The 24,265-nt window shown below is 73.7% G+C and carries 23 protein-coding genes; 9 read left to right on the top strand and 14 right to left on the bottom strand.

Annotated elements, in window-relative coordinates:
* Positions 1–153: 153 nt before the first annotated feature.
* Entirely contained in the window at positions 154–747 is a 594-nt protein-coding gene (locus tag ACGFNF_RS14805) for a hypothetical protein (protein ID WP_393168229.1), read from the bottom strand.
* A 1,371-nt stretch (positions 748–2,118) separates the two neighbouring features.
* Between ACGFNF_RS14805 and ACGFNF_RS14800 the strand changes: the two genes are divergently transcribed.
* The gene (locus ACGFNF_RS14800; RefSeq protein WP_393166024.1) at positions 2,119–2,769 is read left to right on the top strand and encodes a C39 family peptidase; all 651 of its coding nucleotides are present in this window, start codon (positions 2,119–2,121) and stop codon (positions 2,767–2,769) included.
* A 337-nt stretch (positions 2,770–3,106) separates the two neighbouring features.
* Here ACGFNF_RS14800 and ACGFNF_RS14795 read toward each other — a convergent pair whose 3' ends face one another.
* Positions 3,107–3,463 (bottom strand): VOC family protein, encoded by a 357-nt coding sequence (locus ACGFNF_RS14795; RefSeq protein WP_393168227.1) that lies wholly within the window; start codon positions 3,461–3,463, stop codon positions 3,107–3,109.
* 159 nt (positions 3,464–3,622) lie between these two features.
* Here ACGFNF_RS14795 and ACGFNF_RS14790 point away from each other — a divergent pair, with 159 nt between their 5' ends.
* Positions 3,623–6,508: an aconitate hydratase gene (locus tag ACGFNF_RS14790; RefSeq protein WP_393168225.1), complete on the top strand. Its 2,886-nt coding sequence runs from the start codon at positions 3,623–3,625 to the stop codon at positions 6,506–6,508.
* An 87-nt stretch (positions 6,509–6,595) separates the two neighbouring features.
* On the opposite strand, the gene ACGFNF_RS14785 is transcribed toward ACGFNF_RS14790, so the two are convergent.
* The 9 genes from ACGFNF_RS14785 to ACGFNF_RS14745 form a co-directional block, all read right to left on the bottom strand.
* Positions 6,596–6,790, bottom strand: a complete 195-nt coding sequence (locus ACGFNF_RS14785; protein WP_393168223.1) for a hypothetical protein — start codon at positions 6,788–6,790, stop codon at positions 6,596–6,598.
* A gap of 423 nt (positions 6,791–7,213) precedes the next feature.
* Positions 7,214–7,825, bottom strand: a complete 612-nt coding sequence (locus ACGFNF_RS14780) for an ATP/GTP-binding protein (protein WP_132240296.1) — start codon at positions 7,823–7,825, stop codon at positions 7,214–7,216.
* Positions 7,806–8,192 carry a DUF742 domain-containing protein gene (locus tag ACGFNF_RS14775; RefSeq protein WP_357580282.1) on the bottom strand — a complete coding sequence of 129 codons (387 nt, stop codon included), beginning with the start codon at positions 8,190–8,192 and terminating at the stop codon, positions 7,806–7,808. Before ACGFNF_RS14775 ends, ACGFNF_RS14780 begins: the two co-directional genes overlap by 20 nt.
* A 5-nt stretch (positions 8,193–8,197) precedes the next feature.
* Positions 8,198–8,620, bottom strand: coding sequence for a roadblock/LC7 domain-containing protein (locus tag ACGFNF_RS14770; protein WP_091629996.1), 423 nt, complete (start codon positions 8,618–8,620; stop codon positions 8,198–8,200).
* A gap of 91 nt (positions 8,621–8,711) precedes the next feature.
* Positions 8,712–11,303: a nitrate- and nitrite sensing domain-containing protein gene (locus ACGFNF_RS14765; protein ID WP_393168220.1), complete on the bottom strand. Its 2,592-nt coding sequence runs from the start codon at positions 11,301–11,303 to the stop codon at positions 8,712–8,714.
* Positions 11,304–11,457: 154 nt separating this feature from the next.
* A complete protein-coding gene (locus ACGFNF_RS14760) occupies positions 11,458–13,035 on the bottom strand; it encodes a prenyltransferase/squalene oxidase repeat-containing protein (protein WP_393168218.1) in 1,578 nt (525 codons plus the stop codon).
* Positions 13,032–13,907, bottom strand: coding sequence for a terpene synthase family protein (locus ACGFNF_RS14755; protein ID WP_393168625.1), 876 nt, complete (start codon positions 13,905–13,907; stop codon positions 13,032–13,034). The genes ACGFNF_RS14760 and ACGFNF_RS14755 overlap by 4 nt, the downstream gene beginning before the upstream one ends.
* A 53-nt stretch (positions 13,908–13,960) precedes the next feature.
* Positions 13,961–15,286, bottom strand: coding sequence for a cytochrome P450 (locus tag ACGFNF_RS14750; RefSeq protein WP_393168216.1), 1,326 nt, complete (start codon positions 15,284–15,286; stop codon positions 13,961–13,963).
* Positions 15,287–15,529: 243 nt separating this feature from the next.
* Positions 15,530–16,444, bottom strand: a complete 915-nt coding sequence (locus ACGFNF_RS14745; protein WP_393168214.1) for a GNAT family N-acetyltransferase — start codon at positions 16,442–16,444, stop codon at positions 15,530–15,532.
* A gap of 82 nt (positions 16,445–16,526) precedes the next feature.
* On the opposite strand from ACGFNF_RS14745, the gene ACGFNF_RS14740 reads away from it, so the two are divergent.
* Positions 16,527–16,775, top strand: a complete 249-nt coding sequence (locus ACGFNF_RS14740; protein WP_132240301.1) for a DUF2630 family protein — start codon at positions 16,527–16,529, stop codon at positions 16,773–16,775.
* Positions 16,776–16,820: 45 nt separating this feature from the next.
* Here ACGFNF_RS14740 and ACGFNF_RS14735 read toward each other — a convergent pair whose 3' ends face one another.
* From ACGFNF_RS14735 to ACGFNF_RS14725, 3 genes are all read right to left on the bottom strand, one after another.
* Positions 16,821–17,756: an RIO1 family regulatory kinase/ATPase gene (locus ACGFNF_RS14735; RefSeq protein ID WP_357580287.1), complete on the bottom strand. Its 936-nt coding sequence runs from the start codon at positions 17,754–17,756 to the stop codon at positions 16,821–16,823.
* Positions 17,757–17,937: 181 nt separating this feature from the next.
* Positions 17,938–18,582: an HAD-IA family hydrolase gene (locus tag ACGFNF_RS14730; RefSeq protein ID WP_357580288.1), complete on the bottom strand. Its 645-nt coding sequence runs from the start codon at positions 18,580–18,582 to the stop codon at positions 17,938–17,940.
* A 58-nt stretch (positions 18,583–18,640) separates the two neighbouring features.
* On the bottom strand, positions 18,641–19,507 hold the full coding sequence (locus ACGFNF_RS14725) for a carbon-nitrogen hydrolase family protein (protein ID WP_393168211.1): 867 nt from the start codon (positions 19,505–19,507) through the stop codon (positions 18,641–18,643).
* A 109-nt stretch (positions 19,508–19,616) separates the two neighbouring features.
* Here ACGFNF_RS14725 and ACGFNF_RS14720 point away from each other — a divergent pair, with 109 nt between their 5' ends.
* From ACGFNF_RS14720 to mug, 6 genes are all read left to right on the top strand, one after another.
* On the top strand, positions 19,617–20,189 hold the full coding sequence (locus ACGFNF_RS14720; protein WP_151457345.1) for a TetR/AcrR family transcriptional regulator: 573 nt from the start codon (positions 19,617–19,619) through the stop codon (positions 20,187–20,189).
* 118 nt (positions 20,190–20,307) lie between these two features.
* Positions 20,308–21,222: a TIGR04222 domain-containing membrane protein gene (locus ACGFNF_RS14715; RefSeq protein ID WP_393168209.1), complete on the top strand. Its 915-nt coding sequence runs from the start codon at positions 20,308–20,310 to the stop codon at positions 21,220–21,222.
* The gene (locus ACGFNF_RS14710) at positions 21,219–22,037 is read left to right on the top strand and encodes a DUF692 domain-containing protein (protein WP_357580291.1); all 819 of its coding nucleotides are present in this window, start codon (positions 21,219–21,221) and stop codon (positions 22,035–22,037) included. Before ACGFNF_RS14715 ends, ACGFNF_RS14710 begins: the two co-directional genes overlap by 4 nt.
* Positions 22,034–22,480 carry a hypothetical protein gene (locus ACGFNF_RS14705; protein WP_393168207.1) on the top strand — a complete coding sequence of 149 codons (447 nt, stop codon included), beginning with the start codon at positions 22,034–22,036 and terminating at the stop codon, positions 22,478–22,480. Before ACGFNF_RS14710 ends, ACGFNF_RS14705 begins: the two co-directional genes overlap by 4 nt.
* Positions 22,481–22,600: 120 nt before the next feature.
* Complete coding sequence (locus ACGFNF_RS14700) at positions 22,601–23,362, top strand: SDR family oxidoreductase (RefSeq protein WP_393168205.1); 762 nt, start codon at positions 22,601–22,603, stop codon at positions 23,360–23,362.
* Complete coding sequence (mug, locus tag ACGFNF_RS14695; RefSeq protein WP_393168203.1) at positions 23,362–24,030, top strand: G/U mismatch-specific DNA glycosylase; 669 nt, start codon at positions 23,362–23,364, stop codon at positions 24,028–24,030. Before ACGFNF_RS14700 ends, mug begins: the two co-directional genes overlap by 1 nt.
* Positions 24,031–24,265 lie beyond the last annotated feature (235 nt).

The raw sequence follows: 24,265 nt of genomic DNA, 5'->3' as shown, positions 1-24,265 counted from the left end.
CAATTTAGGTGAGGCCCGGGGACACTGGACACACCGACACCTCATTGAACCAGCCGACGGCCTGCGATGTTCCACCGGCGGTGGATGTGCCGCTGGCCGGCACCCCGTGTTCGGGTGCCGGCCAGCGATCCCCCTTGTGGTGGAAAGTCTGTGTCAGCTGTTCCAGTGCTCGGCGACCAGGTCGGCGGCCTGCTGCTCCCACTGGGCGTAGTGGTCCGGGTACGCCGACACCTGCACCGTCTGCGCGGCCTTGGTCAGCGGCATGCCCTGCCACCCGTCGACCTGCTTCAGACCCTTCAGGAACGCCGTGGTGGAGTACTCGGGGTCGGTGATCTGCTCCACCGTGCCCCAACCCGAGGACGGGCGCTGCTGGAACAGGCCCTGCGAGTCGTGGTCGTTGCGGTCACCCAGATGACCCAGGTTCTCCAGCTTCGACTCCTGCAACGCGGTGGCGATCGACACGACGGCGGCGCGCTCGTCCATGCCGGCCTTCTTCGTCGCGGCAATGATCGCCTTCACGTTGGTGACCTGCTCGTCGGACAGGTCGACGTGCGACTGGGCGCCCTGCACACCGTGCGGAATCAGCTTGCCCTCGTCGACCGACGGCTTGTCGGCCTGCACGGCCACCGCCACCGGGGTCGACTCCACCGACGGGGCCGCGTGCGCGGTCGCGGGACCGGCAAACACGCCACCGGCGAACGCGAGACCAGCAATACCGAGAACGCTCTTACGGATGATCGTGTTCATCAGAAACGCTCCATTCGGGGGTTGGCACCCACACGCCGAAGGGGGATCGGCTTTCACGCGGGTGCAAGCACCGTCCGGCGCTCATACGAACTCAAAGGGGACTCATGCAAACTCAAGCGGGGTCTCCAGCGAAACCGGAGAGGATCTCCAACGAGGCATGGAGAGGATCTCCGACGATCAAGCCGGAGTTGCGAAGATCAGAGGGAAGATCAGATTCGGCCGTGGCGGCCGGATGTCCGACCCGTGCGGGCCGGAAGGGGGCCGGGCTGTCGTGCGGGGCGGGGGGACGCCCTCGCGTCGGCCGGACCATGTGTAACCACCGCCGGCCCGCCATCATTCCGGGGGCCCCGGGCACGCCATCTGTGGGGGCGGCGTGACCTCGGCGGGGGTGGTCTTGCTCGGTCGTACGCAGGGTGTAACGACCCCGCCCCGGCCACGATTCCGCCCCCACGATGCCCCCGGCCACACCCACAAACCGCACACCCGGCACCGACACGCCAACCACTGACGATTCCCCGGCTCAAGCCGCCCGGACAGCCACCACGAAACCGGACACCCGGTCACAACCGGGCCCAGGGGTCACCGACTCCCCGCTCACCAAGGACTCACCCGGCTCATCCGGCTCATCCGGCTCATCCGTCATCCGGCTCATCCGAGTGAACGCGGGTGAGCCGGATAGAGCCGGGTCCTCGGGTCACTGGGGTCCTCGGGTCACTGAGGTCCTCGGGGCAATGGGTCAATGGGCCCTCGGATCACTGGGGCCCTCGGGTCACTGGGGTCACCGGATCACTGGGGCCCTCGGGTCACTGGGGTCACCGGGGTCGCCCCGGACACCGGGGTCATCGAGGTACCGGTAGAGATCTTGGTACCAAACTGCCCCTGGAGGGGCGCTTTCTCGCCAAGATCTCCGGCGGGAGCCCGGCGGACGGACGCGAGAGTAGGCGCCGACGGGGTGTGGCCCGCCGTGCCCAGCGCAGGGATCAAGCCTGACCGCCCGGAGCCGGGCACGGCGGGCCACACCCCCACGACGCACCGCGACGCCCGTAACCACCCAAGGCCCCAACCCGCCCCAACCCGCTGTCCGGTTGATGGTGGTTTGCGGTGGCCTCGGTCACGCGCCCGGTGGGCATGGGTCGGGGGGCCGGGTCGTTGTAACCACCGTGAGCGCGTAACCCCGGGCCCCACCCTGAGCCCTCCGGGATGGCCGGGTCGCCGGTCGGAATGCCGGCCGGGCCCGCGTCGTTACATCCCCCGGGCGCGCCTCACCCCTCGTCGAGGGCGTACCTGGTTCGACCTTTCCCTCAGCCCGCGACGCCACCCGTTCCCCCGGTGGTGTGTGTCGCGTACCCCCGATCGAAAGGTGCTGCCATCATGCGTACCGACATCCTGCGTAAGACCGCCCTGACCGCTGCCGGGCTCGCCTTCACCGGCGGCGCCATCGCCGGCCCCGTCACCACCGCCCTCGCCGCCCCCACCACCCCCGTGTCGGCCACGGTCACCCAGGACCGCAAGGGCGGCGAGCGCGAACTCGGCGTGCGCTACGAGGCACAGCCCAACTTCTACTACTGCGGCCCCGCCGCCGCCCGCAACGCCCTCAGCGTGCAGGGCAAGAACATCGACGTCGACGGCATGGCCCAGCGCATGGGCACCACCGAAGCCGGCACCAACTCCATCAACGACATCACCCCCGTCCTCAACAAGGAAACCGGCAAGGACGCCTACCAGTCGGTGGAGATCCCCGGCGCCAAGGCCGACGACAAGCAGACCGACAAGCTACGCGGCGACATCGTCACCGCCATCGACGAAGGCCACGCCGTGGTCGCCAACATCGCCGGCACCGCCACCGACACCGACGGCACCACCCACTCCTTCGAAGGCGGCCACTACATCAGCGTCGTCGGCTACCGCGACAACGGCAACACCGTCACCATCGCTGATTCCGCGGACCCGAACCAGGCCTCCTACCGCATGAGCGTCGACAACCTCGCCGACTGGATCGCCACCCGCGGCTACACCGCCTGACCCAACAACGGCGACACGCACCGCCCAGCGACATTAACGACAAGGGCCGGCCCCACAAGGGGCCGGCCTTCTCGTCGTCTCTCACCTCCACCCAGCATCCGTAGCCGCGCAGGCCAAGGGCCGAGCCGAAGCCCAAGGCGGCAGCCAGGGCCGAGCCGCAGCCAGAGCCTGGGGGCACCCGCGGCGGGCGGCCCGCGTTGCCCATCCCGACGGGCACAGACCGAGGCGAGAAATCCAGCGTCCGCCAGCAGGTCAGCCGCCCGAGCGAGCAACCGAGGCGAGAAACTCCAGCATCGACCGGCAGGGCAGCCGACCGAGGCGAGCAAGTCGCTGGTGGTCAGTCGATCGGGGCGAGGAACTCCAGCCGGTTGCCGTGCGCGTCCTGGGAGTGGAAGCGGCGCAGCCCGGGCAGCTCGTCGTCGCCCCAGCTCACCGGGTACCCGGCGGCGACCAACCGGGCGGCGAGCGCGTCCAGGTCCGGCCACAGCAGGCCGGGGTGGGCCTTGCGGGCGGGGCGGAAGTCGTCCTCCACGCCCAGGTGCAGTTCCGCGCCGTGCCCGGTGAACCAGCAGCCGCCACGGGCCGCGAGCGCGGGCGGTTTGGGCTTCTCGGCCATCCCGAGCACCCCGACGTAGAAGGCCCGCGACGCCTCCTCGGAGCCGCGTGGGCAGGCGAGCTGGACGTGATGGATCATGGTGGTACCTCCTCGTCCCGAACGATGGCACGAGGTTGCGAAGTTAGCAAGACGGACGTACGGTTTTGTTGACGACGAGATCGGCGGTAAGTGTCCCCTAACCACGGCGGCACCCCGACCGGTGCGACAGACTGCTCAGGACTACTCACGGTCGCTGGTGTGAAGGAGTACGACGTGGCGAGCCTCGACACCTTCGGTGCGAAGACCCAGCTACGCGTCGGAGACGCGAGCTACGAGATTTTCAAGATCAGCAAGGTGGAGGGCCACGAACGGCTCCCCTACAGCCTGAAGATCCTCCTGGAGAACCTGCTCCGGACCGAGGACGGCGCGAACATCACCGCCGACCACATCCGGCAGCTCGGCGCCTGGGAATCCGACGCCGACCCGAGCGTCGAGATCCAGTTCACCCCGGCGCGGGTGCTCATGCAGGACTTCACCGGCGTACCCTGCGTGGTCGACCTGGCCACCATGCGCGAGGCGGTACGGGACCTGGGCGGCGACGCCACCAAGGTGAACCCGCTCGCCCCCGCCGAGCTGGTCATCGACCACTCCGTCATCGCCGACCTGTTCGGCCGCGAGGACGCCTTCGAGCGCAACGTCGAGCTGGAGTACGAGCGCAACAAGGAGCGCTACCAGTTCCTGCGCTGGGGCCAGACCGCGTTCAACGAGTTCAAGGTCGTCCCCCCGGGCACGGGCATCGTGCACCAGGTCAACATCGAGTACCTGGCCCGTACGATCATGGAGCGCAACGGCCAGGCGTACCCGGACACGGTCGTCGGCACCGACTCGCACACCACGATGGTCAACGGCCTGGGCGTGCTCGGCTGGGGCGTCGGCGGCATCGAGGCCGAGGCCGCGATGCTCGGCCAGCCCGTCAGCATGCTGATCCCGCGCGTGGTGGGCTTCAAGCTCTCCGGCGAGATGCCGGCCGGCACCACCGCCACCGACCTGGTGCTCACCATCACCGAGATGCTGCGCAAGCACGGCGTGGTGGGCAAGTTCGTCGAGTTCTACGGGCCGGGCGTGGGCGCCGTGCCGCTGGCCAACCGGGCCACCATCGGCAACATGTCCCCGGAGTACGGCTCCACCGTCGCGATCTTCCCGATCGACGCCGAGACCGTCCGCTACCTGGAGCTGACCGGCCGCGACGCCGCGCAGGTCGCGCTCGTCGAGGCGTACGCCAAGGAGCAGGGCCTCTGGCACGACCCGGACGCCGAGCCGGAGTACTCGGAGCGCCTGGAGCTGGACCTCGGCACGATCGAGCCGTCCCTGGCCGGCCCGAAGCGCCCGCAGGACCGGGTCCCGCTGGGCAACGCCAAGACCCTGTTCCGCTCGGCGCTGACCGACTACGTGGCCGCCGACGAGACCGGCGGCGACCGTGGCCGCAAGTCCGGCGTGCCGCAGCTGGAGAAGCCGTTCGGCGTGCAGGGCCACGCCGACGAGGCGAGCGCCGAGTCCTTCCCGGCCAGCGACTCCCCGGCCAACGGGGTCAGCGACCCGGCCGACGCGCCGCGCGACCTGGAGACGGCGGCGGTCGGCTCCGGCGGGCGGGCCAGCAACCCGATCCGGGTCACCGGCACCGACGGTGTCGAGTACGAGCTGGACCACGGCGCCGTGGTGATCGCGGCCATCACCTCCTGCACCAACACCTCCAACCCGCAGGTGATGATCGGCGCGGCCCTGCTGGCCCGCAACGCGGTCGACAAGGGCCTGACCCGCAAGCCGTGGGTGAAGACCACCCTGGCCCCGGGTTCCAAGGTCGTCATGGACTACTACGAGCGGGCCGGCCTCACGCCCTACCTGGAGAAGCTCGGCTTCCACCTGGTCGGCTACGGCTGCACCACCTGCATCGGCAACTCCGGCCCGCTGCCGGAGGAGGTCTCGGCCGCGGTCAACGAGGCCGACCTGGCCGTCGTCTCCGTGCTCTCCGGCAACCGCAACTTCGAGGGCCGGATCAACCCGGACGTCAAGATGAACTACCTGGCGTCCCCGCCGCTGGTGGTCGCGTACGCGCTGGCCGGCACGATGGACATCGACCTGGCCAACGAGCCGATCGGTGAGGACGGCGAGGGCAACCCGGTGTTCCTTCGGGACATCTGGCCCAACAGCGCCGAGATCCAGGACGTCATCGCCTCGGCGATCGGCGCCACCGGCTTCAGCGCCGCGTACGAGGACGTCTTCGCCGGTGACGAGCGCTGGCAGTCGCTGCCCACCCCGACCGGCGACACGTTCGCCTGGGCGGACGAGTCCACCTACGTCCGCAAGCCCCCGTACTTCGAGGGCATGGAGCGGGAGCCGAAGGCGGTCGTCGACATCACCGACGCCCGGGTGCTGGCCAAGCTGGGCGACTCGGTGACCACCGACCACATCTCGCCGGCCGGTTCCATCAAGGCCGACTCGCCCGCCGGGACGTACCTCGCCGAGCACGGCGTGCCGCGGCACGAGTTCAACTCGTACGGCTCGCGCCGGGGCAACCACGAGGTGATGATCCGGGGCACCTTCGCCAACATCCGGCTGCGCAACCAACTGCGGATCCCGGGCGCCGGTTCCGATGCGGGAGCTGCGCTCCCTGAAGGCGGCTTCACGGTCAACCACCTGACCGGCGAGCAGACGTCGATCTACGACGCCTCGGTGGCCTACCAGGAGGCAGGCGTCCCGCTCGTCGTGCTGGCCGGCAAGGAGTACGGTTCCGGCTCGTCGCGCGACTGGGCGGCCAAGGGCACCATGCTGCTCGGCGTCAGGGCGGTCATCGCCGAGTCGTACGAGCGGATCCACCGCTCGAACCTGATCGGCATGGGCGTGCTGCCGCTGCAGTTCCCGGCCGGCGAGACCGCCGAGTCGCTCGGCCTCACCGGCACGGAGACGTTCTCCATCGCCGGGGTCACCGCGCTGAACGACGGCGAGACCCCGCGTACGGTCAAGGTCAGCACCGACACCGGCGTCGAGTTCGACGCGGTGGTCCGGATCGACACCCCGGGCGAGGCGGACTACTACCGGCACGGCGGCATCCTGCAGTACGTGCTGCGTCGCATGATCGCCAACTGACGTCTGGCATAGAAGGAAGGGCCCCTTGTCAACGCTTAGCGTTGACAAGGGGCCCTTCCTTTCACGCGTGCCTTCGGTGCCGGCGGGTCAGCTGTGGGTGGGGCCGGCGCCCGCCGGCACATCCACGGCAGGGCCCGGGGTGTACGGGTAGTACGTGCGCGGCTCGACCACCGTGCCGTTCGGCTCCGGCGCGCCCGAGCCGACGTACACGTTGTGGCGCTGCACCGCCCGGCCGGGTCCGCTGTCGGCGTAGCCGCTCGCCGACCACAGCGGGTGCGGCACGTCGCGGCGCTCTGTGCGTGTGCTCTGTGCTCTGTGCTCGAGTGGGCACCCAGCCCAGCGACACTCAAGCCCCGCGCCCAACCCGCCCCACGCGCACGGGCACGGGCACCATGGAAGCGAGCTGCCAACCCACGGGTGCGCTGCACCCGTGCAGGCCGGAGATCTTGGTACGGACGTGCCCCCAGAGGGGCCGTTTCTCGCCAAGATCCGGTCTGCGCGTCGAGGGAGGCAACGCAGCAGACACGGGGGCAGCCGCATCGACGCGGGCAGCAGGCAGCGACGCGGGGCAGCCGCATCGACGCGAGCAGCAGGCAGCAACACGGGGCAGCAAACAGCGACGCGGGGCAGCCGCAACGGCGGCTACCCGCGCGACGGCGGCTGTGGCACCGTAGCGGCTGCTACACGGCGGTGGTGGCGGCCCGGTCAGTCGGTGGCGGCTGCGCGGCGGCGGGCCTCGCGGGTCTTCATGGCGTGCTCCATCAGCGTGATGAGCACCTCCTTGCTGGACTCCCGCTGCCGCGCGTCGCAGAGCAGCACCGGCACCCCCGGGTCGAGGTTGAGCGCCGCCTGCACCTCGTCGAGCCGGTACTGCCGGCTTCCCTCGAAGCAGTTGACCGCCACCACGAACGGCGTGCCCCTGCCCTCGAAGTAGTCGATGGAGGGGAAGCAGTCGGCCAGCCGCCGGGTGTCGGCCAGCACCACCGCGCCGAGCGCGCCGAGCGCCAGCTCGTCCCAGACGAACCAGAACCGGTCCTGGCCGGGGGTGCCGAAGAGGTAGAGCACCAGGTCGTCGCTGATGGTGATGCGGCCGAAGTCCATCGCCACGGTGGTGGTCGTCTTGCTCTCCACCCCGGAGAGGTCGTCGATGCCGACGCCGGACTCGGTCAACACCTCCTCCGTACGCAGCGGGCGCGTCTCGCTGACCGCACCGACCATGGTGGTCTTGCCCACGCCGAAGCCACCCGCGACGAGGATCTTGATCGCGGTGGGCAGTGGCGTCGCTCCCGCCGGCCGCTCAGAGTGCCCGTAGTCCATTGATTACCGCCTCGAAAACGCTGTTGTCGGGAAGGCCGGCTGTGGTGTGCGGTTCGCGTACCTGCACCAGGCTGCGGGCCGCGAGGTCACCGAGCAGGACCCGGATGGTGCCCACCGGCAGGTCCAGGTGGGCGGCGATCTCGGCGACGGACTGGATCCGCTGGCAGAGCCCGACTATCGCCAGGTGCTCCGGGCCCAGCCCGACCTCCGGGATCACTTCCGCACGGGTCGCCGTCACCAGGGAGATCAGGTCGAACGTGCCGGTGACCGGTCGGGCCCGGCCACGCGTCATCGCGTACGGGCGCACGACCGGGCCGGCATGGTCGTCGACCCACTGGTGCTCCGAGGACTCCCCCTGCACCGTCATCGCGGCTACTTCTCGCCGGTCTGCTGCTCGCCGGTCCGCGAGGGCGACGCCACGTACTTGCCGACGCGGGTGACCAGCATCGCCATCTCGTAGGCGATCAGGCCGACGTCGGCGTCCTCGCTGGCGAGTACGGCCAGGCAGGCGTTGCGCCCGGCCGCTGTGACGAACAGGAACGACGACTGCATCTCGATGATCGTCTGCTGCACCTGCCCGCCGCCGAAGCGCTTGCCCGCGCCCCGGGCCAGGCTCTGGATGCCGGCCGCCATGGCCGCCAGGTGCTCGGCGTCGTCCCGGCCCAGCCCTCGCGAGGCGGCCATCAACAGGCCGTCCGTCGAGAGCGCGACCGCGTGGTCGGCCTGCTTCACCCGGCCGACCAGATCATCCAGCAACCACGTCAGGTCGGCACTCGAAGCCGTCTTCTGCGCCACTCGTCGTCCTCTTCTCCCCCGGCTGTTGTCGCCGTGCTCGTCTCGGCTGACCGCTGCGGTGCGGGGATCCCCCGCACCGCGACGGCACCGGTCAGGTTGCTTGCAGGTCGTCGCCGGCGTCGGGTTCCTCGCCGGCCTCGGTTCGGCTGTCGCCCGCTCCACCGAGCAGCCGGGCGGCGTCGGTACGGCCCCGCCGGGTGCCGGTCTGGTAGGAGCTCATCATTCGGCGTACCTGCTCCGGCGGGCGCGCCATGTCCTCGTCCCCGTCGTCGTCCCCGCCGGCGGCCGGATCGTCGCGGAGTTCCGGCACGATGCTGGCCTGCCGGACCCGGACCGGCAGGCCCGAGTCGGTACGTGCCGTCACCTGGCGGGCCGTCGGCGCCGGACCGCCGGTCGTCGTGGAGCCGGTGTCCGCCTCCGGTGCGGGGGTCCCCGTCGTGTCGGGCGCCTCCGCCGGCGCGGGCCGGGCGGCCACCGGCAGGCCGGTCGGGAAGGTCGGGCCGTCCAGGGCGTACTGCTCGGAGCCGCCACGGGCGCGCACGGGCAGCCGCGCGTCGAGGGCCGGGCCCGTCGCCGGCAGGCTCCGGCCGCGCGACCGGGTCGGCAGGGCGCCACCGTCGGCGTCGCCCGTGGCGGGGGCCTCGGCGTCCGGCGCCGGGCGGGGGCGGGGCGCGATCGGCTCGGCCAGCGCCACCGGCGTGGTGGCGAGCGGCGGCTCGGCGGCGGGCGGCGCCTGGCCGGACGCGCCGGCCACCGGGACGCCTGCGGGCAGGCCGGCCGGGAACCCGCCGGAGGTGCTCGGGTCCTCGTCGTCGGCGGTGACCAGCTCGGCCGGGATCAGCACGACGGCCGTGGTGCCGCCGTACGCGGACTCCTTGAGCTGCACCCGCACGCCGTGCCGCTCGGTCAGCCGGCTGACCACGTAGAGCCCGAGGCGGGAGGCGTTGGCCAGGTTCAGCTCGGACTGGTCGACGATCCGGTGGTTCGCGGCGGCCAGGTCCTCCTCGCTCATGCCCAGGCCGCGGTCCTCGATCTCGATGGCGAAGCCGTTGGCCACCTGCTGCCCGCGCACCTCGACCGACGTGTGCGGCGGGGAGAACGACAGCCCGTTCTCGATCAGCTCGGCGAGCAGGTGGATGACGTCGCCGACCGCGCGGCCGGTGAGCGAGACCGCGCCGAGGGGCAGCACGTTGACCCGGGTGTAGTCCTCGACCTCGGCGACCGCGCCCCGGACGACGTCGACCATCGGCACGTTGCGCCGCCAGGCGCGGCCCGGGGTGGAGCCGGAGAGCACGATCAGGTTCTCCGCGTTGCGCCGCATCCGGGTGGCGAGGTGGTCGACCCGGAACAGGTCCTCCAGCTCCTCGGCGTCGTGCTCGCGACGCTCCATCGCGTCGAGCAGGGTGAGCTGGCGGTGCACCAGCGCCTGGGTGCGCCGGGCCAGGCTGAGGAAGACCTCGCGCACGTTGCGGCGCAGGTCGGCCTGCTCGACGGCGGTGCGGATGGCGGTCTCCTGCACGGCGTTGAACGCCTTGCCCACCTGCCCGATTTCGTCGTCGCCGAACTCGAGCGGAGGCGCCTCCTTGGCGATGTCGACCTCCTCGCCGTGGCCGAGCCGCTCGACGACGCTGGGCAGCCGCTCGTTGGCCAGCCGGATGGCGGCCTCGCGCAGCCGCTCCAACTGCTGCACCAGGGCCCGCGCGGTGGTGATCGACACGACGATCGAGGCGACGACGGCGAGCAGGCCCAGACCGGCGGCCAGCACCAGCCGCAGGACGACGCCGACGGCGATCGGCGCGGCCCGCTCGACGAGCGCGTCACCGGCCTCGATGATGAAGCGCTGCTGCTCGCCAACCACCACGTCGGCCGCCGCGCGCCACTCCGCCGCCGACACGGATGGCGCGCCGCCCGCCCGTCCCTGCACGACGCGGTCCTCCAGGGACCGGAACGCGGTGTACGCCTCGCCGCCGACCAGTGCCTCGTAACGGGCCCGGTCGCCGCTCGACAGGTCGGTACGGACCTGGCTGTCCAGGTAGCGCTGGGCGCCGGTGGCGCGGGCGAAGGCGGCGGTCTCCTCGGGCGTCATCCGGCCGGCGGCCAGGGCGCCGGTGACGAGGGCGTCCTCCTGCGACATGAGTTCACGGATCCGGACGAGCTGGATCAGCGCCGCGGTCTCCCGCGTGAACTGCTCGTCGTCCAGGTTGCCCAGCGACCCGTACATCCGCAGCACCGAGTCGATGAGATCGGTGTACTCGCGGGTGGCGGCGGCGCGGTCCACCTGGCGGTCGCGGATGGACTCGCGTACGGCGGCGAGCCGGTCCAGCCCGCTAACGACCGTGTCGATCTGCCGCTGGCTCTCGTCGGCCGCCAGGTCCACCCGCCAACTGCTGACGGACTTGCGGAAGTCGTCGGCGACGCCCTCGGTCCGCCGCCACTGCGCGTCGAGCTGCTCCCGCTCGGCCGCGCCCGAACCGCCCAGGTACGCCGCGGACGCCCGGCGTTCCGCCTGCAACTCCAGCACCAGCGGCTCACCCGGCTGGGCGACCTGGGCGTCGAGCACCTGCACCCAGAGGAGACTGACGCCCTCCCGGAGGGTCACCCACGCGGCGAACGCCCACAGCGCAACGAGTGAGGCCAGCAGAGCCACGACTTTCCGGCGCAGATTGGAGCTGCGGGAACCCATTTAAAACCATCCCTGGCGGGGAGCCTGATTCATCCGATCGGCGGTTTCCGCATGGCGCTTCGACCGACCCGGCGCACGGTAGCAGTGTCCCGACGATCACTCAAGCAGTGCTGATCATGACCGGTGCGTCATCGCGGGCACCGGGTCGCAGGGCTCACCGTCCTGCGTGGCCGCTCAGCCGCGCCAGGTGCCGCGCCGCGAGCACGGCGGCCCGCACGATGAGCACCGGGTGGTAGAGATCCTTGTCATGCCACAGTGGAACGCCGGCACCGTCCTCGTCGCGGTGGTCGTCGAGGTAGGCCAACGCGCGGCGCACGGCGGTGGCGAGGCCCGGCCGGGGCGGTCGCCCCGTGCCGAGCAGCACCTGGAGGGCGTACGCGGTCTCCTCCGGCGTGCCCGTCCACAGCCCCCACGAGCCGTCGTCACGCTGGGTGTCGCGCACCCAGTCGGCCGCCCGGTCGAGCCGGCCGCCTGTGGTGTCGGCCGCGTACTCGGCGAGGCTCGCCGCGACACTGGCCGTCGCGTAGTACGGCGAGGCGTGCCAGCGGTCCGTCCAGCTGCCGTCGGCGAGCTGACCGTCCAGCAGCCAGCCGGCCACCCGCCGCGCCACGTCGGCGTACGGGCGGCCCGGACGGTGCCGGGCATGCCAGCCGAGCGCCTCCAGGACGTGGGCGTTCGTGGTGACCGACGCGCCGTCCTCGCCCTGCCAGGTGCAGAAGTGCGTGCCCGTGTCGTAGGCCAGGAGGCTGTCGGGCGCCACCGGGCGGCCGAGCCGGGCCAGCGCGAAGAGGGTGACGGCGGTGGTGTCGGCGTCCGTCGGGAGGCCGGGCGAGGTGGCCGCGCCGGTCGGTCCGAGCGCGGCGGCCAGGCTGCCGGTCAGCTCGGCGGGGACGTCCGCCGCCGCGCCGACCCGGGCCAGCCCGCTGAGCACCCAGGCCCGCTCGAACACGGCGATGGGTGTCGTGCACGGCACGGGCCCGCCGCCCCGCGCCACGGCCCCGGTCAGGTACTCCAGCGCGCTCCGGTCCGCGCCGGGACGGGCGGGATCACCCAGCCACGCCGCGGTGGCGGCGGGCGAGGCCCCGACGGCGCCGGACACGGGCCGGGCCGGCAGGCCCACCCGTGCCCGCTCGTCGAGCACCTCGAAGGCGTGCCACAGCTTCTCCGGTACGGGCCCGCCCGCGGCGAGGAGCCGCCCGACCGCCTCGGCCCGGTGCCGGGTCATGCCGTGCGGCATCGGCAGCGCGGGCACCGGCCGCCCGGGGGACCCCGTGCCGTCGAGGAGCGCGTCGATGCGGTCGATCAGGGCGGGCACGATCAGGTCGACGCCCGGCATGTCCGGCACGGGCTCGGCGGCGACCAGCAGCCGGTCCCGCAGCACCGCGACGCCCCGGTCCACGGCCGTCGAGAGCCGGTGCGCCTCCCGTGGGCGGGCGCGACCCGGCGTGCGCAGTGCGCTCAGCAGCGCCTCCACCGCGCTCAGGGTCGGCACCAGGCCGTACGCGCCCGGCGCCCCCCACCCGCCGTCGGCGCGCTGGGCGGCCAGCAGGTGACGCAGCCGCTCGGCGTGCCCCGGCAGCCAGGGGGCGTCGCTGACCAGCCGGCCGGTCTCGTAGACCGAGGGCGAGACCGTGCCGTCGGGGGCGGCCAGCATCGCCGCCACCAGTTCACGACCGGCGACGGCGAGCGCGGCGCCCCCCACGTCCCGGACGGCGACCGGGGCCGCCGTCACGACATGCCCCAGAAGTCGGCCAGCTGGTAGAAGCCGCTGCTGAAGCCGACCTGCCGGGCCAGGTAGTCCGCCTCGCGCGGGCAGGTCTCCCGCAGTGGCTCCAGCATCCGGTGGCAGGTGTCCACCAGCGCGGCGAGCCGCTGCTCCACCTCGGCGCGGTCCTCCACCAGCAGCAGCGCGTTCAGGTCGCCCCAGCGCAGGTCGCGCTCGTAGGTGCCGAGGTCGTTGACGAGGCGCAGGGCGCGCTGCACCTGGTCGCTTACCGCGACCAGCTCGTCCAGCCGGGCCAGGGTGGCCGCGTCGCCGGTGTAGAGCCAGTGCGCGACGTTGACGATCGTGCAGGCGTGGTTGTCGGCGTTGTCGAGGTACGCGTCGAGGCTCGGCAGGGACGACCGGTCCCCCGGCCGCCATGCCGCCTTCCACTCCCACTCGCGGGCCATCGCCCGCACCGTCGCGTCCACCCGGTCCCGCCACAGCGGACGGTGCGCCGCGAAGGCGTCGGACGTCGCCAGCTCGTCCTGGAGCGCGGCCAGGTAGCCGCCGAGGTGGTCGTCGGCGGCGGGCGGCTCGCCGGCGGCCACCGCGAGGCAGCGCGCGACGAGGCCGTCGACCTCGTCGCGGGAGCGCGCCCGGTGGTCGATCAGCCAGTCGAGGGCGAAGCCCCACAGCACGGTCCGGTTCGCGGCGCGCAGTTGCCCGGCCGTGCACCACGGGGCGCCGAAGGCGATGGCCAGCGAGATGTTGGCGAACAGCATGGTGTCGAACGGGTCGGCGGGAAACAGCTCGGGGTGCGCCGCGGCCGACGCCTGGAGGTCGCGTTGGCCGCGTACCGCCAGGCCACAGATCCGGCCCTGTTCCTGCGCGTCCCGCATCTCGTCGCGCCCGCCCGGCGTCGCGTCGCGCGACCGGTCGGGCGTCACCGCGGTCACGCCGGCCTCCGCTCGTGGACCGGGGTCAGCGCCATGACCACCGGCCGGCCCGGACGCAGGGTCGCGGCCAGCTGCTTGGGCGGCATCCCCGCGTCGCGCAGCCGGAAGCGGTACCGGCTGAGGATCGTCGCGACCACCAGCGGAGCCTCCAGGTTGAACAGGTACATGCCGAGGCACTGGTGCGGGCCGCCGCCGAACGGGAAGTACGCGTACCGGTGCTCGCGCCGCGGCTGGTCGCCCCGGAACCGGTCGGGATCGAAGGTGTCCGGGCGGTCCCAGTACCGGGCCAGCCGTTGGGTGACGTAGGAGCTGACGGCGACGATGCTGCCGGCTCTGATCCTGGTGCCGCCGATGACGTCGTCCGCCACGGCCGTGCGGGGCACCAGCCACCCGGCGGGGTACATGCGCAGCAGCTCGTCGACCACCGACCGGGTGTAGGTGAGGGCGAGCAGCTGCTCCCGGCTGATCACCCGGTCCGCGCCCACCACCTCGTCCAGCTCGGCGTAGAGCCGGCCGGCCACCTCCGGGTTGGCGTCCAGGATCGGCCACAGCCAGGTCAGTACGGCGTACGTCGTCTCCGTCGCGGTGGCGAACATGGACACCACGTCGTCGCGGACCCGTCGCTCCCCGAGCGGGCGGCCGTCGTCGTCGCGGGCGTTGGCCAGGGCGGCGAGCAGGTCGTCGCCGTCGCGCGGGTGGGTCCGCTCGGCCCGCACCAGGGGCAGCATGATGTCGTCGACGACGCCGATGGCGCGGCGCAGGGCGCGGTCGCCCGGCACCGGTACGGCGTCGGGCACGAAGGGCAGGAGCAGGCGGGCCCGCAGCGCCGTCACGATGGTGTCCTGGGCGGCCACGATCCGCAGCTGGTCGGCGAGGCTCACCCGGTCGGCGAAGAAGACGCTGCTGATCGCCCGGCAGATGACCCGGCCCAGCTCGGCGCCGGCGTCCAGCCACCGGCCGGTGCGGGCCGGCTCGTCGAACTCGTCGACGGCCTCGCTGACCGCGAGACTCATGGAGTCCACCAGGGAGTCGATGCGCTTGGCGGTGAAGTGCGGCTGCATCCGCCCGCGGCTGGCCTGCCACTCCGGTCCGTCGGACATGATGCCGTCGCCGGTGAGCCGCCGTACCGGCCGCCACAGCATGCTCCGGCCGCCGCGGGTGTAGTTGGTCGCGTTGTCCCGCAGCACGTGCTGCACGTGGGCGGGCTCGGTGACCAGGTAGGGGCGGATCGTCCCGAGGTTGAGCCGCAGGACCTCGCCCGGGGCGGCGTCCGCCATCGCGACGAGCTGGCCCAGCGGGTCACGCAGCAGGCCCGGCAGCATCCTCCACAGTGGCGCGGACCGCGCCGGGCGACCTCGTGAGTCGTCGGCACCCCGTTCAGCAATGGCATCCCGCACCCGTGGCTCCTCCCGTCGGTCACGCTCCGTTGTGACGGACCGTCATGCGAACGGCTGCCTTGCGTCACGATTCGGGAAGCATGCCATCACCCGTCGAGACTCCGCTAGCCGTCGAATGAGAATTTTGCTCATGGGAATGCTCGTCCATGAAGGATTTCGTGTCGGGCGTCACTTCGGAAGGGTGCGCAGGTGGCGCCACTCGGCGGCCACCGGCCGGTACCCGAACCACGCGTTGACCGCCCGCATCGCGTCGTTGCCGGCGTCGTTGATCGTGGACGCCCAACGGAAGCCCGCCGGCCGGGCCGCCCGCAGCGACGCGTGCTTGACCGACCGGGCGAGGCCCAGACCCCGCCACCCGCTGCGGGTACCCGTCATTCCCGACAGGTAGCGGTCCCGGCCGTCGGTCAGCGCGAGGCTGAACGCCACCACCACGCCGTCGGCCGTCGCCACCGTGCTCAGCGCCCGGTCCAGGTCCGGCCGGTCCCAGTACGCGGCCCGCCAGTCGGAGAAGCCGATCTCGTCCATCCCGACGTCGCCCGGCTCGTCCGCGGCGGCAGCCAGGTCCGCCTCGTACAGCGGACGCGGGTCGACCAGCTCCGCGGCCGTACCCAGCCGCACCCCGGCCGGTGGATCGGGCGCGGCCGGCAGCGCCGCCGCCAGGTCCAGGCCCAGGATCACGCTGCGCCGGCCGGCCCGGTAGCCGCGCCGCTCGGCGAAGGCGAGCGGCGCCGGCTCGTCGACGACCCGCGCGTACGCCCGGCGCACCCCCAGCCCGGCGAGCCGCTCCTCGGCGGCGGCGAGCAGCGCCGACCCGACGCCCCGCCCCCGCCCCTCGGGGCGCACGACCAGGTTGACGAAGCCGAGCCCCGGCTCGGCGCTCTCGTACAGCAGCCCCGTCCGGGCGACGCCGGCGATCCCGTCGCCCGCCTCGGCGACGAGCATCCCGAAGCGCTCGGCCGGCTTGCCGGTCGCCTGCCAGGCGAGCAGCTCCGGCGTGACCACCAGGTGGGGCCGGGCGGCGCGGAGCAGGTCGGCGACCGGCGCCAGGTCGGCGGGGCCGGCGGCCCGGACGGTGGGAACCATGGCTGGGCAACCTACCGCAGCGGCGGGGGCGGGCGGCGGTGGAACCCGGGCGCGCCCGCGCGGCCTGTGCCAGGCTCAGGGCATGGACGACAAGACGATCCTCAACCGGATCTCGGAACTGGTCGACGAGGAGCACCGGTTGCGCGCCGACGCGCAGGCCGGCGAGTCGGGCACGGACGACGACGCCCGCACCCGGCTGCGCGAGCTGGAGGAGTCCCTCGACCAGTGCTGGGACCTGCTGCGTCGGCGACGGGCCGCCCGGGAGACCCACGGCGACCCGGACGCCCAGGGGACGCGCCCCAAGCCGGCGGTCGAGCGCTACCTCCAGTGACCCGGGTCCCGGGCGGCCGGTGCCTGGCCACCCGGGACGTCGCGGTCAGCGGATCCCCGCCTCCCGCAGCAGCAGCGCGCTCAGCGCGGCCGGGTCGGCGTCCGCCTCAGGCAGGCCCCGGGCCGCGAACCAGGTGGCGACCACCCGCACGTCGCGGGCCAGGAACTCCGGCCCCTGCGGGTTGGCCACCACGTCGACCACCTGCGGCAGGTCGATGAGCACCAGCCGCCCCGCGTGCACCAGCAGGTTGTACGGCGACAGGTCACCGTGCGCGAGGCCGGCGCGGGCGAGCACCACGAGGGCGTCGACGAGCTGCCCCCACAGCTCGCGCAGCTCCCCCGCCTCCGGCCGCAGCTGGGCCAGCCGGGGCGCGGCCAGCCCCTCCTCCTGGTCGCCGAGGAACTCCAGCATCAGCTCCGTACCGCGCAGCTGCACCGGGTAGGGGACGGTGATCGTGCCGTGGCGGGCGCCGACCTCCCAGAGCCGGGCGAGCGCGGCGAACTCGGCCGCTGCCCACTGCCCGGCGATCATCTGCCGGCCGAAGGCGGTACGGCCGGCCATCGCCCGGTTCTCCCTGGACCGGCGGACCCGCCGGCCCTCCAGGTAACCGGCGTCGCGGTGGAAGAGGCGGTGCTGGGGGTCCCGGTAGCGCTTGGCCGCCAGCAGGCAGGACCGGTCGGTGCCGGGTACCGCCCGGCGGACCAGGTGGACGTCCGCCTCCTTGCCGGTCTTGAGCATCCCGAGTTCGGTGTCCTTGGCGGCCAGTTCGGTGACCAGCCACTCGGGGTGGGGCTGCGGGCCGTGCACGGCGTCGTCCCAGGACGACCAGCGCTCCCCCGTGTCGGGGTCGGGCTCGGCGTCGGGGTCGGCGAGGGCGGGCTCAGCGGCCCGGCCGCGCTTCAGGAAGAGCTGTTCGTCGTCGTCGAAGCGGCGCTTGCCGCGGGTACGGCGCTCGCGCGCCGGAAGGTCGTGATCGCGCACTGCGGTGGTGATCCCTTACTCGAGGCTGATGGGGGCAGGTGGTAGTGACCTGCGAAGACGGCCATGACCGACCCCCTCTCCTCGACCGGGCGCGGACCCGGTTGCACGATGCGCCGACCATGCTCGCGGTCCGACGCCGCCCCGGTCAACCGAATTACGCCAGCCCCGGCCCGGCGCCCCGTCAGGCGGCGAGCACCGTCGCGACGGCGGCGATCAGACCGTCCGCCGTGCGGGTGGGGGCGAACCGGTCGTCGACCCAGCTCCGCCCCCGGTGCAGCCAGACGCTGGGCAGGCCCACGGCGGCGGCGCCCCCGATGTCCGCCTCCGGCCCGTCGCCGACCACCCAGGCGCCGCGCAGGGGCAGCCGTACCCGCCGGGCGGCCAGCGCGAAGATCCTCGGGTTGGGCTTGCTGACGCCGACCTCCTCGGAGATGACCCAGTCGGCGACGAAGCGGTCCAGCCCGGTACGCCGGATCATGGCCTCCTGCTGGCGTACCCCGCCGTTGCTGACCACCACGGGCGTCCAGCCGGCCTCGTCGGCGATCCGCAGCGCGCAGGCGACAAGCGGATCGAGCCGGATGTTGGCCACCACGCCGTCGTGCAGCTCCTCGACCAGGTCGATGGACGGGATCCGCAGCCCGTAGCGGTCACGCACGGCGTCGGCCACGTCCCACCGGTCGGTCAGCCCGTCGGCGTCGATGGACAGCAGCCAGTCGATGTCGGTCGGCGGCGCGCCGACACCGGCCAGGAAACGCTCCCCCCAGGCGCGGAACGGACCGGCCCTGTCGAGCAGCGTGTTGTCCAGGTCCAGCAGGAGCAGCGGCACTCGGGCACCCTACGGGAGCACGACCGCCCGGCGACAGTGCCGGCTCCTCCCGCGCCCGTCAGGCCGACAGCGCCGAGCGGGCGCCGCCCTGGTGGGGCAGGCGGTCGAGCAGCATGCAGTGGGCCGCCCGGGTCACGGCGAGGGCCTCCGGGGCGAGCGCGACGACCAGCACGGCCTCGCCGATGTCCGCGCCCCGGGCCAGCGGCCGGCCCTCCGGGTCGTAGACCGCCGCGCCGCCGTTGAACCGCCACGGGTCGGCGCCGCCGACGAGGTTGGCGAACACCACGTACATCGTGTTGTCCAGCGCACGTGCCGCGTAGTAGAGGTCGCGGCGGTGCTCGGAGCCGGCCAGGTAGCCGCTCGGGCAGAGGTAGCCGTGCGCCCCGTCGGCCGCCGCGGCCCGGCCGTGCTCGGGGAAGCAGCCGTCGTAGCAGATGCCGAGCCCGAGCCGCCAGTCGTCGACGAGCAGGGTGGCACCCCGGTCACCGGCGACGAACAGTTCCCGCTCACCACTCCACAACTGCTGCTTGTCGTAGCCGACGCGGACCTCGCCAGCGCGGTCGACCAGCAGGGCGGAGATCGTCCGCCGGCCGTCCGGGTGCCGGACGGCGGCGCCGACCACCACGGCGGCGTCGCCGTCGCGGGCCGCCTCGCGCAGCGGGTCCAGCCGCATGTCGTCCACCCCGGCCGCCGCGTCGGCCGCGACGTCGGTGCCGGCCGGATCGGCCGCGAGCGTCGGCAGGTGGTACGCGGGCAGGAAGAGCTCTGGCAGCACGGTCACCCGGGCGCCCCGCTCCATGGCCTGGCGGACCAGCCGGGCGGCGCTCGCCGCGTTGCCGGCCACGTCGCCGGGGACGGGCTCGGCCTGCACGGCCGCGACGGTCAGCGGTGCGGCGGGGACCGCGACGGCGGTGGGAAGTGGCATCACCGGCCGATCCTAAACCGACGCGCCGACCTTGGATGATCATGCGCGCGGCCAAACCAAGCCGTACGTACGGTTTGCATGGCGGAGGGCGAGCTGTCACCATCGACCCGTGCCCAGAGTAAGTCAGGACCAGCTCGACGCGCGCCGGCAGGAGATCCTCGCCGCCGCGCGGGCCTGTTTCGCCCGGCACGGCTACGAGGGCGCCACCGTCCGCAGGCTGGAGGAGGCCACCCGGCTGTCCCGGGGCGCGATCTTCCACCACTTCCGCGACAAGGACTCGCTCTTCCTGGCGGTGGCCGAGGACGACGCCGCGGCCATGGTGGAGACGGTCGCCCGCAACGGCCTGGTCCAGGTCATGCGGGACCTCCTGGCCGGTGCGGTCTCCCCCGACACCACCGGCTGGCTGGGCAGCCAACTGGAGGTGTCCCGGCGGCTCCGGACCGACCCGGCGTTCGCCAGGCGGTGGGCGGAACGGTCGGCGGCGATCGCCGAGGCGACCCGCGACCGGCTGGCCCGGCAGCGGGAGGCGGGCGTGCTCCGCGAGGACATGCCGATCGACGTGCTGGCCCAGTTCCTCGAACTCGCCTACGACGGCCTGGTGCTGCACCTGGCGATGGGCCGCCCCGCCGGCGACCTCGGCCCGGTGCTCGACCTGGTCGAGGAGGCCGTCCGCCGCCGCTGACCGGCCGCCCCCGCGCCACTGCGTATCGGTCCGGTAACTCGGTCCACGCGGTGGATCCGCCCTGGCGGGCCTGCTCCACAATTGGGTCGCGATCCCCCTCGCCCGACAGGAGCAGCACATGACCGTCCTCGCCGCACCTGGTGACACCTGGGGCATCTCCGGTCCCGCCTTCCTCGCGGTCTATCTCCTCGCAGCCGTCGTGATCATCGTCGGCACGGTCGTCCACCGGCTCTCGGTCCTCGCCGGTCCGCAGGTGGGCGACGTGGGTCAGCTCGGCCCACAGCAGGTCGCCTACCTCAACGGCGGGCAGCAGTTGGCGATCTGGGCCTCGCTCGGCGGGCTGCGCAGCAGCGGGGCCATCGGCGTACGCCCGGACCGGCGGCTCACCACCGGCGGTGCGCTGCCGGCCGGGATCACGCCGCTGGACCAGGCCATCCACTTCGCGGCCGGCCGGAACGCCACCACCCGGGAACTGGCCCGCGACGAGTGGGTGGTCCGGGCGCTCGACCAGCTCCGGACGAGTCTGGAGCAGCGCGGGCTCGCGCTCGCGCCGGCCCGCCGGGCCGCGCTGCGCCGGGGCGCGTTCCTGCTCACCGCCCTGCTGCTGGTCGGCGTGTTGCGCATCTTCGCCGGCCTGGGCAACGACCGTCCCGTGGGTTGGCTCGTGCTGAGCCAGCTCCCGCTGATCGTCGTGGCCGTCCTCCTGTACCGGGTGCCGTGGCGCACCCGCGCCGCCACTCAGGCCCTGCGCGGCCTGCGGCGTCAGCACACCTACCTCGCGCCCGCCTCGGCCCCCGCCTACGCCACCTACGGCGCGGCGGGCGCCGCGATGGGGGTCGCGCTGTTCGGCACCGCGTCGCTCTACGCCATGGACCCCGGCTTCGCCAGCCAGGCCGAGATCCAGCACCAGGCGATCAGCGGCTCCGGCGCCTCCTCGACCGGCGGCGGATGCGGCGGCGGCAGCTCGTGCAGCGGGGGCAGCTCGTGCGGCGGCGGCGGAGGGGGTTGCGGCGGAGGCGGGTGCGGCGGATGACCGGCCCCGCCGGCGTCGGCATCGGCTGGCGGCCGGAGATCGCCGGGTTCGTCGCCGACCTGCCCGGGCTGCGCTTCGTCGAGGTGGTCGCTGAGAGTGTCGCCGCGACCGGGCCACCGCCCGCCGGGCTGGCCGCGCTGCGCGAGCGCGGCGTGACGGTCGTACCGCACGGCGTCCGCCTCTCCCTCGGCGGCGCGGAGCCGGTCGACCCGGCGCGCGTCGCCCACCTGGGCGCGGTGGCGGAGCTGGTCGGGGCGCCGCTGGTCAGCGAGCACATCGCCTTCGTCCGGGCCGGCGGCGTCGAGGCCGGTCACCTGCTGCCGCTGCCCCGCAGCCGGGAGGCGGTCGACGCGGTCTGCGCCAACGTCGCCCGCGCGCAGGCCGCGCTGCCGGTGCCGCTCGCGCTGGAACCGATCGCGGCCCTGTTCGACTGGCCCGACGACGAGCTGGACGAGGCCGACTTCCTCACCGAGATCCTGGACCGCACCGGCGCGTTCCTGCTGCTGGACGTCGCCAACGTGTACGCCAACGCCCGCAACCGGGGCACCGACCCGCTGGCGCTGCTCGACCGGCTGCCGCTGGAGCGGGTCTCCTACGTGCACGTGGCGGGCGGCGCCGAGCACGGCGGCTACTACCACGACACGCACACCGATCCGGTGCCCCCGGCGGTGCTCGACCTGATCCGCGAGCTGTGCGCCCGCCGCCGGCCGCCGGCGTTCCTGCTGGAACGCGACGGGCACTACCCGCCCGCCCCGGTGCTCCGCGCCGAGTTGGACGCCCTCGCCGCCGCATCCGGCTTCCCGGTGGTGACGTGAGCGGCGACCTGGCCGAGCGGCAGGCGGCGCTGGTGGCGGCGCTGGTCGCCGGCGGCCCGGTGCCGGCGGGCTTCGACCCGGCGGCGCTCGCCGCCGCCGGGACCGCGCTGCTGCGCAAGCGCGCCGGGGAGGTGGCCCGGCACTGGCCGCTGCTCGCCGCCGGTCTCGCTCCCCGGTGGCCGGAGACCTTCGCCCGCTGGGCGACGGGGCGGCCGACCGGGGGCTCGCTGCGCGACGGCTGGGACCTGGCCCGCGACCTGCGCGACCAGGGCGCGCTGCCGCTGCTCGGCGCGGAGGAGCTGGCCGCGCGCGAGGCCGCCCACCGCTACGACGGGCACACCCCGCCGCGCCCGCGGCGGCTGCCGGCGTGGGGGCGCGCCGGCGGGGCCGTCGCGGTCCAGCTCGCCGGTCGGGTACGCCTGCTGCGTCCCGCCCGCCGCTGAACCGCCCGCCGCTGAAACGTTCCCCGCCGGACCGCCCGCCGCTGAGCGCCCGCCGGGCCGGCCCGCACCGGCCCGAGGGCCCCGCTGGCGGATCCGGCCGGGTGCGGCAGGATCGACGGCATGGATCTCGGACTGACCGATCGGGTGTACGTACTCACCGGCGCCTCCCGAGGGCTGGGCTTCGCCACCGCGCAGTGTCTCGTCGCCGACGGCGCCCGGGTGGTGCTCTCCGCCCGCGACGCCGACGCGGTGGCCGCCGCCGCGCACCGCCTCGGCGGGCCGGAGCATGCGGTCGGGCTGACCGCCGACCTGGCCGACGCCCAGACGCCGGAGCGCCTCGTGGCGGCGGCCCGGGAGCACTTCGGACGGCTCGACGGGGCGCTGGTCTCGGTCGGCGGGCCGCCGCCAGGCAGCGCCGCCTCGATCACCGACGAGCAGTGGCGCCGCTCCTTCGAGACGGTCTTCCTCGGCACCGTCCGGATGGTCCGCACCGTCGCCGAGAACCTGGCCGGGGGCGGGGCGGTCGGGCTGGTCCTGTCGACCTCGGCGCGCGGGCCGGTGCCCGGCCTGGGCATCTCCAACGGCCTGCGCCCCGGCCTGGTGGGCATGGCCAAGGACGTCGCCGACGAGTACGGGCCCCGGGGCGTGCGGGTGGTCGGCCTGCTGCCCGGCCGGATCATGACCGACCGCAACGTGGAGCTCTTCGCCGCCACCGGCGACCCCGACCGGGCCCGCGCGGAGGCCGAGGCGGCCATTCCGCTGCGCCGCATCGGCGCGCCGGACGAGTTCGGCCGGGTGGCCGCGTTCGTGCTCTCCCCCGCCGCGAGCTACCTGACCGGGGTCACCGTGCCGGTCGACGGCGGCGTGCTGCGGAGCCTGTGATGGCCGCGCCCGCCGACGGATCGTCCGCCGGTCCCCCCGCCGACGGACCGCCTGCCGACGAATCGCCTGCCGGATCGCCTCTCCGGCGACGGACCCGGGTGGCGCGGGCGGCCGGGCGGTATCCGCGGCCGACGCGGGAGGAACTCGCCGCGGCGGCGGAGCGCACCATCCCCGACGTCATCGCCCCCGGCCTGGACGTGCTCTTCGTGGGCATCAATCCGGGCCTGTGGTCGGCCGCGACCGGGTGGCACTTCGCCCGGCCGGGCAACCGGTTCTGGCCAGCGCTGCACCGGGGCGGGTTCACGCCCCGGCTGCTGCACCCCAGCGAGCAGGACGAGCTACCGGGGTACGGGCTGGGTATCAGCAACATGGTCGCGCGGGCCAGCGCCCGGGCCGACGAGCTGACCCCGGCCGAGCTGGTCGAGGGCGCGGAGATCCTCACCGGCAAGGTGGAGCGGTACCGCCCCCGGTGGGTGGCCGTGGTCGGGGTCACCGCGTACCGGATCGGGTTCGCCCGGCCGAAGGCCGCCTTCGGGCCGCAGCCGCAGCGGCTGGCCGACGCCCGGCTCTGGGTGCTGCCCAACCCCAGCGGCCTGAACGCGCACTTCACCCCCGAGACGCTCGGCGCCGCGTTCGGGGAGTTGCGGGCGGCGGTCGCGACCGGCTGAGACGTCGGTCGGCCGAACGTCAGTTGGCTGCGGCGCCGGCGGTTGGCCGTGGCCGGCGGATTACGCGGCCGGCAGGTTGGCGCAGCTGGCGGCAACGTCAGTTGGCTGCGCCGGGCGGCAACGTCAGTTGGCCGCGGCCGGCGGCAACGTCAGTTGGCCGCGGCCGGCGGCAACGTCAGTTGGCCGCGGCCGGCGGCAACGTCAGTTGGCCGCGGCCGGCGGCAACGTCAGTTGG

Origin of the sequence: Micromonospora sp. NPDC048868, assembly GCF_043198195.1 — a bacterium.
Taxonomy (GTDB): domain Bacteria; phylum Actinomycetota; class Actinomycetes; order Mycobacteriales; family Micromonosporaceae; genus Micromonospora; species Micromonospora reichwaldensis.
The sequence above is the reverse complement of the archived record's forward strand: the minus strand, read 5'-3'. Positions and strand labels throughout refer to the sequence as shown.

Excerpts from the sequence above, each read along its gene's own strand:
- ACGFNF_RS14700 (WP_393168205.1), top strand. The coding sequence starts at position 22,601 with ATGGATCTCGGACTGACCGATCGGGTGTACGTACTCACCGGCGCCTCC.
- ACGFNF_RS14710 (WP_357580291.1), top strand. The coding sequence starts at position 21,219 with ATGACCGGCCCCGCCGGCGTCGGCATCGGCTGGCGGCCGGAGATCGCC.
- ACGFNF_RS14765 (WP_393168220.1), bottom strand. The coding sequence starts at position 11,303 with ATGGGTTCCCGCAGCTCCAATCTGCGCCGGAAAGTCGTGGCTCTGCTG.
- mug (WP_393168203.1), top strand. The coding sequence starts at position 23,362 with ATGGCCGCGCCCGCCGACGGATCGTCCGCCGGTCCCCCCGCCGACGGA.
- ACGFNF_RS14745 (WP_393168214.1), bottom strand. The coding sequence starts at position 16,444 with ATGGTTCCCACCGTCCGGGCCGCCGGCCCCGCCGACCTGGCGCCGGTC.
- ACGFNF_RS14715 (WP_393168209.1), top strand. The coding sequence starts at position 20,308 with ATGACCGTCCTCGCCGCACCTGGTGACACCTGGGGCATCTCCGGTCCC.
- ACGFNF_RS14780 (WP_132240296.1), bottom strand. The coding sequence starts at position 7,825 with ATGGACTACGGGCACTCTGAGCGGCCGGCGGGAGCGACGCCACTGCCC.
- ACGFNF_RS14795 (WP_393168227.1), bottom strand. The coding sequence starts at position 3,463 with ATGATCCATCACGTCCAGCTCGCCTGCCCACGCGGCTCCGAGGAGGCG.
- ACGFNF_RS14805 (WP_393168229.1), bottom strand. The coding sequence starts at position 747 with ATGAACACGATCATCCGTAAGAGCGTTCTCGGTATTGCTGGTCTCGCG.
- ACGFNF_RS14750 (WP_393168216.1), bottom strand. The coding sequence starts at position 15,286 with ATGCTGCCGGGCCTGCTGCGTGACCCGCTGGGCCAGCTCGTCGCGATG.
- ACGFNF_RS14755 (WP_393168625.1), bottom strand. The coding sequence starts at position 13,907 with ATGCGGGACGCGCAGGAACAGGGCCGGATCTGTGGCCTGGCGGTACGC.
- ACGFNF_RS14775 (WP_357580282.1), bottom strand. The coding sequence starts at position 8,192 with ATGACGGTGCAGGGGGAGTCCTCGGAGCACCAGTGGGTCGACGACCAT.
- ACGFNF_RS14740 (WP_132240301.1), top strand. The coding sequence starts at position 16,527 with ATGGACGACAAGACGATCCTCAACCGGATCTCGGAACTGGTCGACGAG.
- ACGFNF_RS14800 (WP_393166024.1), top strand. The coding sequence starts at position 2,119 with ATGCGTACCGACATCCTGCGTAAGACCGCCCTGACCGCTGCCGGGCTC.
- ACGFNF_RS14725 (WP_393168211.1), bottom strand. The coding sequence starts at position 19,507 with ATGCCACTTCCCACCGCCGTCGCGGTCCCCGCCGCACCGCTGACCGTC.